Raw genomic sequence first — 7,988 nt, 5'->3', positions numbered from 1 at the left:
CGAGGGCTCGGCGAGGGCTCGGCGAGACCCGCCGAGCGGCATCGCCTTGAGCGGACAGCGGCCCCGGGCCCGCGCTCAGTGGGGCCGCGCGCTCACCAGGGCCGGTAGGTCAGCCCGGGGATGCTGCGCTCATCGATGCGCGCGGGCAGCGCATGGATGAGCGCCTCGAGTTCGGCGCGGTTGACGTAGCGACCGAACGAGGCCTTGGCGGCATCGAGCGGAACCTCGACGTAATAACGCTGCTGCTCAGGCTCGGGGAGCACCTGCAGCGTGTTGTCCTCGGCATCGAGAATACCGAGATAATCATCCTCGGATTGCAGGCGGTCGAGCATCTGCTCGCAGATCGCCTTGGCGGTCATTTCCACCGCGCTCGCCGATGAGACGCGCTCGCCAGAACGGTTGATCAAGTAGAAGACACGAAAACGCATGGTGCTGTTCTCTCGCGACGCCGATCGCCAATCGGCACCCAAGCCTTTGATAGTATCATCAGATCGACGGTGCTGAATATCAGTTGCGGAGCATGTTCATGGCGTTTCTCAAGCTCAAGCTGCATTGGCAGATCCTGACCGCCCTGGCGCTGGCCATCATGGTCGGTCTGCTCGTCGGCGAGGATGGCCACCTGTTCGGCATGACGTTCGCAGCCCTCTTCGACTTCATCGGTCAGCTCTTCCTGAACGCGCTGAAGATGCTCATCGTGCCGCTGATCGTCTCCTCGATCATCGTCGGCGTGGCCAGTCTCGGCGACGCCGACAACCTCGGACGGCTCGGCGCCAAGACCCTGGGTTATTACGCGCTGACCAGCCTGCTGGCGATCCTGGTTGGCCTGGCCGTGGTCAACCTGGTCCAGCCCGGCGTGGTCGAGGGCAGCGCGCAGGAGGTCTTCGGGCTCAGCGCCGATGCCAGCGAACTCGAGGCCGAGTTCGCCGACAAGGGCGCCGATGATATCGTCGCCATCTTCCTGCGTATGATCCCGACCAACATCATCGCCACCGCCGCTGAGACGCAGATGCTGGGGCTGATCTTCTTCAGCCTGCTGTACGGGTTCTTCATGACCCGGATCGCCCCTCAGTACGCCGAGGCGCAATCCAACTTCTTCAACGGCATGTTCCAGATCATGATGAGGATCACCGATCTGGTGATGCGCTTCGCGCCGCTCGGCGTCTTCGCGCTGGTCGCCAAGACGGTCGCCAGCACCGGCCTCGAGGCCTTCCTCCCGCTGGCGCAGTTCTTCTTCAGCGTGGTATTGGCGCTCGGCGTGCATTTCCTTATCACCCTGCCGCTGTTGCTGCGCTACCTCGGCGGCGTCAGCCCGTTGCGCCACTATCGCGCCGTCAGCCCGGCGCTGCTGACCGCGTTCTCGACCGCCTCCTCCTCGGCGACGCTGCCGCTGACCATGGAATGCGTCGAGAAGAACGCCGGCGTCTCGAACCAGACCACCAGCTTCGTGCTGCCGCTTGGCGCCACCATCAACATGGACGGCACGGCGCTCTATGAATGCGTCGCGGTGATGTTCATCGCCCAGGCCTATGGCATCGAGCTGGGACTGGCCACGCAGTTCACCGTCGTGCTGCTGGCGCTGCTGACCTCGATCGGGGTCGCCGGCATCCCGGCCGCGAGCCTGGTCGCCATCGCCATCATCCTCTCTGCGGTCGGCCTGCCGCTGGAAGGGATCGGCTTGCTGCTCGCGGTCGATCGCATCCTCGACATGCTGCGCACCGCCGTGAACGTGACCGGCGACGCCGTCGGCGCGGTGATCGTCGCCAAATCCGAGGGCGAGCAAGGCATCCTCGAGGCGCCGGTGGGCGCCGCGGCGGCCTGAACCGGAACCGAATCCCGCGAGCCACCTTCAGGGCGGGGTCCAGCGGCCGACGATGGGATGCCGGCGGCCCTCGTCGGCTCCAGTGCCCGCCGAACGCGCGAACCTCGCAAGGAGGCGCGGCTAGACCGCGCGCCGCGACGGCCCCTCGCGATGGATCGACGCTCAGCGTTCGCCGGTGCGGAGAATGCGCTCGGCCGCGCCGGGTTCGAGGCCGTACTCCTCCTCGACCATCGCATTCCAGGCCTCGCGCTTGAAGGTCTGCTCGGTCGGCACCCGCCGATGCACCAGGTTGTAGTGGCACTCGACACAGCCCTTGCCCTCGGTCTCCTCCTGGTGGATCGCCGCCGTGTTCGCCCGTTCGCCCTGGATCGCCTCCAGCGTATGACAGCGCTTGCAGGTCGCCGAATCGCGTTTGTGGAACCAGTCCCGGGCTGCGAATGCCGCCTCCGGCAGATGCAGGAGATTCACCACCGGGTCATCGTAGTCAGGCCCGAAGAGCTGCTTGAACAGATCCTTGGAGCCAATCGCATGGTCATAGGTGGCCATGATCAACCCCTCCGAGACATGGCAGTCACCGCAGCTCGCGCGCACCCCGGACGGCGAGTTGTAGTGCGGGGTGTCCTGGTAGCTGACCTCGGCGTAGGTCATCGAGTGACAGGTGGTACAGAAGGCGTTGGTGCTGGTGTAGTGATCGAACTCGATCAGGAAGAAGATCAGCGCCACACCGCCGAGACCACCGGCGACCAGCGCAAAGAGCACATGACGGGTGATGAACCGCGACGCATCGAGCTTGATCATTGCTCGCCGCCCTCCCCGTCTGCGTCGGCGGAGGCGGCCGGCTCCAGTTCCGGCCCCGTGTCCGACTCCGGCGCTTCGGCTTGGGGCGGCATCCAGCCCAGGATCGGATTGCCCTGCGCGGTCTCGTTCAGCCACTCGTGCCGACCGCTGGCGGCGAGGACCGGATCGATGATCTCGGCCGCCTGCTCCCCGGCGACTTCGCGCGCTTGCGGCAGAAAGCGGCTGTAGAAGTTGCGCCCGACCAGGTACATCCCCTCCCACCAGGCGTGATTGGCGCTCATCATCGAGGCGCCGTGACGCGCGCGCGCGCCTTCGTCATGCCAGAGTTCCCAGTAGGTGAACTCGAGCGGTTCGTCGAACGGCAGTGGCGTCAGCAACCCACGCTCGTAGAGCGCCCGCATGATCGCCTGCGCGGGCTCGCCGAACTTGCGGTTGTAGAGGTCGACGACCGCATCGAACTGGGTCATGAAACTCTCGGTCAAGGTCTTGCCGTGGCACTCCAGGCACACCAGGCTCATCACCCCGCGCCGGCGCTCCGGCGCGATCACCGCGCGCACCTTGGCGGCGCTGCCATCGGTCTTCTCAAGCATGCTGCCGCGCCGGGGCGGCGCCTCGGTGTCGGGTCGTTCGAGCTTGCTGCCATCCTCGAGCAGCACCAGGTACTGCTGGTGCGAAACCGGCTGATTGAGGTTCCACGCATTGCGCAGGCCGACATCGTGCGTGGCCGGAATCTTGCCGGCCGCGCCCATGTGGCAGGTCGTGCAGGTGGGCGCCGCGGTGTAATCCTGGCCGGCGATCCAGGTCTCGCCATCGAGGTTCATCTCATCGCGTTGCGCGGCATAGAGCATGCCGTGCTTGGAGGCCTCGAACACCTCCTTGTCCGGCGAATCGGGGCCGGAATGGCAGCGCACGCAGGCGCTCGGCTCGCGCGCCTGCGCCTTGGAGAAGGCGTGGCGACCATGACAGGAGGAACAGGAACCCTTGGAACCGTCCGGGTTGATCCGCCCGATGCCGGAGTTGGGCCAGGTCGCCGGGTCCAGGGTGCCGTCGCCAAGCACCTTGACCTGCGAGCCATGACACTGATCGCAGCCCGCCGCCTGCATCGCGCCGCCGGTCATCTGGTGCGCCAGCGCCGGGATCCGGGCTGCGATCTTCGCGTAGGCCTCGGCATGCACCGAGCCCGACTGCTCCTCGTATTCCTTGGTGTGACAGCGCCCGCAATCCTTGGGCGAGACGATGGTCGCGATGACCTCGCCTTCGTGTTCCATCGCATCGACATCGGCGACCTCGGCCTGATGGCAATCCAGGCAATTCACCCCGGCCTTCCGATGCGCGCTCTCATGCCACTGGCGCGTGAGTCCGGCCGATGATTTCTCATGACAGCTCACGCAGCGCTCGCCAGCTGGATTCCCCCAATGCTCGGGGGAACGTTCGACCTTGGCCGCGTGCGCGACACCTGCCGCGAGTATCAGGCAAACACCCATCGGGAGCTGGGCCAAGGAACGCGGGAATGGGAACGACACTCTCATCGAAACAGGCCTCGTATTACGCAGCAAGGAAGACAAAAAAAGGGGCGGATCGGCAAGCACTCATTCACAAGATAAGCGAATGCTTATTTGCTGAATCACTGAAATAGCCCACTCCATTGCCATTGATCGAGTCCTGATTACAGCAGCATCCAATACGGGCAGCAATCCAAGGTATTGACCTTCGACATATTCGCAACCGATCATGCCGCCCGAGAATCGTCGATGACATCTGTCGACGATTCGCCAAAACCAAAAATCGACTCCCGAAGGAGGATGTCCCGATGTTGCGTTCCCTGTCCTTCCATGCCATTGCCGCCAGCGCGCTGCTGCTGGCTACCGTACCCGGTCTCGCGCGCGCCGATGACGACCCCATCCACCACGTCTCATCCGAGGTGTGTTCGAATTGCCACCAGGAGATCTATCGACAATGGAAGGGCTCGATGCACGCGAACAGCACCGCGATCAACGACCCGATCCACGGCGTCTTCTACGAGATGGTCGCCGGCTCGCCGACCGAGGAAGGCGTGTTGCACAAGGCCTCGGGCAAGTACCCGATCTGCCTGCAATGCCACGCCCCCAACGCCGCGCTCGACCAAAGCACCAAGCTCGATGCCAAGGTGGCCTATAACGAGGGCGTCAACTGCGTCGCCTGTCATACCCTGAAGCACTACAAGGGCATCGACGGCGAGGATGGCAAACTGCGGCTTGGTATGCAGGCCTATGAACGCTCCGACAAACTGCAAGCACCGCTTGGCATCAAGGACGGCGTCGCCCAGCTCGCGGCCGCCGGTGACGACCTCTTCGGCGGCGCCGGGCTCGGTGCCGATAGCGATCAAAAGCCGAATCCGCATCTCGGCGAACCGATCGTCTTCGGCGGCCAAACCATTCCGGCCCTGCCGATGGAGGCCAACCCCCGCCTGGTCAAGAGTTCCGACGCCTGCATGGGCTGTCACGACCAACGCGACAACCCCCATGGCGTGCCGCTGTGCCAGACCGGCAACGAATACCAAGAAAGCCTCTCGCAGGTGAACTGCCTGTCCTGCCACATGCCGATCGCCAACGGCATCGCCGATCACAGCATGGGCGGCGGACACAGCCCGGCCATGCTCAAGCGCGCGGTCATCTTCGATGTCAACGCGGTAAAAGACGGCGACACGCTCAAGACCACCGTCTACCTGAAGAACCAGTTGCCGCACGCGATGCCGACCGGCGCGCCCTTCCGCAACCTGTTCATCAAGCTCACCGCCTATGACGATCAGGGCGAGGCGATCTGGGAGAATGCCGAGGGTCATCCGGCGGAATCCGATCCGCAGGCCTATCTCTCCTACGCGCTCATCGACAACGAGGGCATGCCGGCGCCACCGCCGGCCGCGACCCAAGCCGGCGATGACACCCGTCTGCGGCCGCACGAGGAGCGCGAACTGGTCTACGAGATCCCGGCCGAGGGCGTCGCCCTGGTGCGCGGCGAGCTATTCTACAACCTGCTCTGGCCGAACCTGGTCAAGCGCTTCGACCATCTGCCGAGCGATCTGACCGCGCCGGTGCTGATTGCCGAGTATGAGCAGAGGCTGGTCGAGCTGGATTGAGCGCCGGATAGATCGGCCTTGACGGCCACTCGGGCTGATTCAAACCGCGCCTTCGGGTGCGGTTTTGTTATCGTGCACTCGCGAATTCATCGGTCTCGATCTCCCAATCGACCCCGGGTCTCGCGGGTGCTCAGGTTGGCCAGCAGGCGCCGCTCAGGTCAGGTCATAGATTGCCCCACCTGCCGCGCGTGCTGCGGCAACGAGTTTGGCGTCGAAGGATGCCAGCTGGGAGCCGGTGCGCAACGCCAGATCAAGGTAGGTCGCATCGTAGGCGGAAAGCCGATGCTCGCGGCCGAGGGCCATCACGAACGCCTGCCGAGCCGACACCCCAACGTCGTCGGTAACGATCGGCAAGCGAGACAGGCGGTGCAGATAGTCGATCACCTGTGCCTCACCGACAACGCCACGCCGCTCAGCCACCAGCAAGGCGTTGGCCACCTCCGTGTACCAGAGCACGGGAACCAGGGCCTCTTGGCCGGTTAAGGTGTCCAGCAACCGGTCGGCCAGCGCCCGCTCCTGGGGGTCGGCGCGCTCGAAGATCCAGGCCAGGGTCATGGACGCATCGAGCACCAGGCTCATCGCCGCCCCTCGGCAACCCACTCCGCAACGCGCTCTGCCGGCACACCTTGCACCCTCGTAAAGGCGCGCATCGCGGCCACCGCAGCCGCTGTATCGGTGCGGCGCGCTTGCTCACTCGGGACCAGGTCAGCCACGGGTTTACCGCGCAGCGTGATGGTGTAGCGACGGCCGGCTTGCACTTGGCGCAGCAACTCCGCCAGTTTGGTCTTGGCGTCGTAGGAGCCGATCTCGATGAACATGGCCAATCCTCGGAAAACTGGTTGATCGACTGGTCGAGTGTAGGCCAGCGTAGGAAACAGCTCAAGATGAGTTGGCTCGATGCCGGCGGCCAGCACCTGCACGAAGGGACTCGACCGCGAGGCTGTCTTTGACCCATTGGCCGTACTCAGTGAACACGTTCTCGATGTCCTTGCAGGCGTTGCGCCCTCAGCGGCGCGTGAGGCGCTGAAGGTCTTCACCTGATCCTCGACGAACAGCAGCCTGATCGGAGATTGCGGTTCAGTGTCGGTTGCTATCCACCAATGATGCTATCGCAACTGATCAGGCTTTTGACCACCACCTCATTCGGGCCGGTTTGATCCCAGGCGCAGGGTTCAGCGTCCGTGCGAGGCCAACAGACCTTGACCTCGACGCCGAGCCAGGCCGGCTGCGAGGCGGCGGCGGGATTTGAGCCGGTCGCGGTTCCAGTCATGGACCCAGGATCGGTCGATCGCCGCAGGATTCGATACTCGGCCGTCTCGCCGGCATGCACCGTGCTGGTTTCATCGGTGAGCGTACAGGTGCCGCTCGATACCTGAAAACGGGCCAGGGCGAATTGGGTTTGCGCCAACTGCATCGCCTCCGCTTCGACCCGGGCGGGCGCGATCTCTTGCAGCAAGCGCGCATTCAGACGCGCGATGCCGAGCACGCCGACACTCAAGACCACGAGCGCGATCAAGGCCTCGACGAGGCCGAAGCCGCGCGCAAAGGCCGGCGCTGTGACGGACTGACGCGCTGTTATCGCTCGCATCCAGTCAACCTCATTGGTCTATAGCCAGTCGCCCTGACGCGCGGGCACGAACATCCGGTGGAATCTGGGTTTCTGGGTCAGTATCGTCCGGCAAGCAGGTCGAGCGGCCAGATCATTGGTCCGGATCTTAACGCTTCGACCAATCGCGCCAGGTGCCGGGCTTGGGCGCTGAGGCACCGATCCGGCCGCGAACATTGTCGAGCACCTCGGCGTCGTACTCGATCGCTTTCAGCGCCTCGTCGAGCGCGCCTTCGACGAACGCGCCCTCGACGATCAAGGCGCCGTGGATCGCGGGGATGTCGACGAACTCGACCGAGCCTCCCACATAGACCACTCCCCAGATCGTCGGCGCGCCGCCGACCCAATCGCCATCGATCACCAGCACCACCGGCTGGTCCCGGGAGCCGAGGACCTGCGTATCCGGCAGCCTCGTATCGCCCTTGAGCACGATGGCTTCGGCGCGCGCGCCGCCATGCTCGGCGAGGATGCCAGCCTGGTCGGCCTCGATCACCCGCTCCGCTACTCTCGCTTCGTAGGTGGCGAGATCGGCCACGCCCATGTGTCGGCGAAAAGACTCGTTCGCGTCTGCGCCTATGCCCGTACCCGTGCCCGTACTTGTGCCGGTGCCGGTGCTTGTAAATGTGCCTGCGCCTGCTTCCGTGCCTGCG

Annotated in this window: 8 protein-coding genes and 1 pseudogene; 2 read left to right on the top strand and 7 right to left on the bottom strand. The window is 64.7% G+C overall.

All coding sequences use genetic code 11. The features are described from left to right. Positions 1-92 precede the first annotated feature (92 nt). Entirely contained in the window at positions 93-428 is a 336-nt protein-coding gene (locus ACLFQI_RS09435) for a hypothetical protein (RefSeq protein WP_410758781.1), read from the bottom strand. 98 nt (positions 429-526) lie between these two features. Between ACLFQI_RS09435 and ACLFQI_RS09430 the strand changes: the two genes are divergently transcribed. Next, the gene (locus ACLFQI_RS09430) at positions 527-1,819 is read left to right on the top strand and encodes a dicarboxylate/amino acid:cation symporter (RefSeq protein WP_410758780.1); all 1,293 of its coding nucleotides are present in this window, start codon (positions 527-529) and stop codon (positions 1,817-1,819) included. A 162-nt stretch (positions 1,820-1,981) separates the two neighbouring features. Here ACLFQI_RS09430 and ACLFQI_RS09425 read toward each other — a convergent pair whose 3' ends face one another. Both ACLFQI_RS09425 and ACLFQI_RS09420 read right to left on the bottom strand, forming a co-directional pair. Further along, positions 1,982-2,617: a cytochrome c3 family protein gene (locus ACLFQI_RS09425; protein WP_410758779.1), complete on the bottom strand. Its 636-nt coding sequence runs from the start codon at positions 2,615-2,617 to the stop codon at positions 1,982-1,984. After that, positions 2,614-4,005 carry a multiheme c-type cytochrome gene (locus ACLFQI_RS09420; RefSeq protein ID WP_410758777.1) on the bottom strand — a complete coding sequence of 464 codons (1,392 nt, stop codon included), beginning with the start codon at positions 4,003-4,005 and terminating at the stop codon, positions 2,614-2,616. Before ACLFQI_RS09420 ends, ACLFQI_RS09425 begins: the two co-directional genes overlap by 4 nt. A gap of 422 nt (positions 4,006-4,427) precedes the next feature. On the opposite strand from ACLFQI_RS09420, the gene ACLFQI_RS09415 reads away from it, so the two are divergent. Then, entirely contained in the window at positions 4,428-5,732 is a 1,305-nt protein-coding gene (locus ACLFQI_RS09415) for a cytochrome c family protein (protein ID WP_410758775.1), read from the top strand. A gap of 153 nt (positions 5,733-5,885) precedes the next feature. Here ACLFQI_RS09415 and ACLFQI_RS09410 read toward each other — a convergent pair whose 3' ends face one another. From ACLFQI_RS09410 to ACLFQI_RS09395, 4 genes and pseudogenes are all read right to left on the bottom strand, one after another. Continuing rightward, complete coding sequence (locus ACLFQI_RS09410; protein ID WP_410758774.1) at positions 5,886-6,311, bottom strand: type II toxin-antitoxin system VapC family toxin; 426 nt, start codon at positions 6,309-6,311, stop codon at positions 5,886-5,888. Next, the gene (locus ACLFQI_RS09405) at positions 6,308-6,652 is read right to left on the bottom strand and encodes a type II toxin-antitoxin system Phd/YefM family antitoxin (RefSeq protein ID WP_410758772.1); all 345 of its coding nucleotides are present in this window, start codon (positions 6,650-6,652) and stop codon (positions 6,308-6,310) included. Before ACLFQI_RS09405 ends, ACLFQI_RS09410 begins: the two co-directional genes overlap by 4 nt. 170 nt (positions 6,653-6,822) lie before the next feature. Then, positions 6,823-7,320: a hypothetical protein gene (locus ACLFQI_RS09400; protein WP_410758770.1), complete on the bottom strand. Its 498-nt coding sequence runs from the start codon at positions 7,318-7,320 to the stop codon at positions 6,823-6,825. A gap of 127 nt (positions 7,321-7,447) precedes the next feature. Next, positions 7,448-7,988, bottom strand: a pseudogene (locus tag ACLFQI_RS09395) (hypothetical protein); the annotation flags it as partial.

This window comes from Halochromatium sp. (assembly GCF_046541315.1).
Taxonomy (GTDB): Bacteria; Pseudomonadota; Gammaproteobacteria; order Chromatiales; family Chromatiaceae; genus Lamprobacter.
This window is presented reverse-complemented; position numbering and strand designations above follow the sequence as displayed.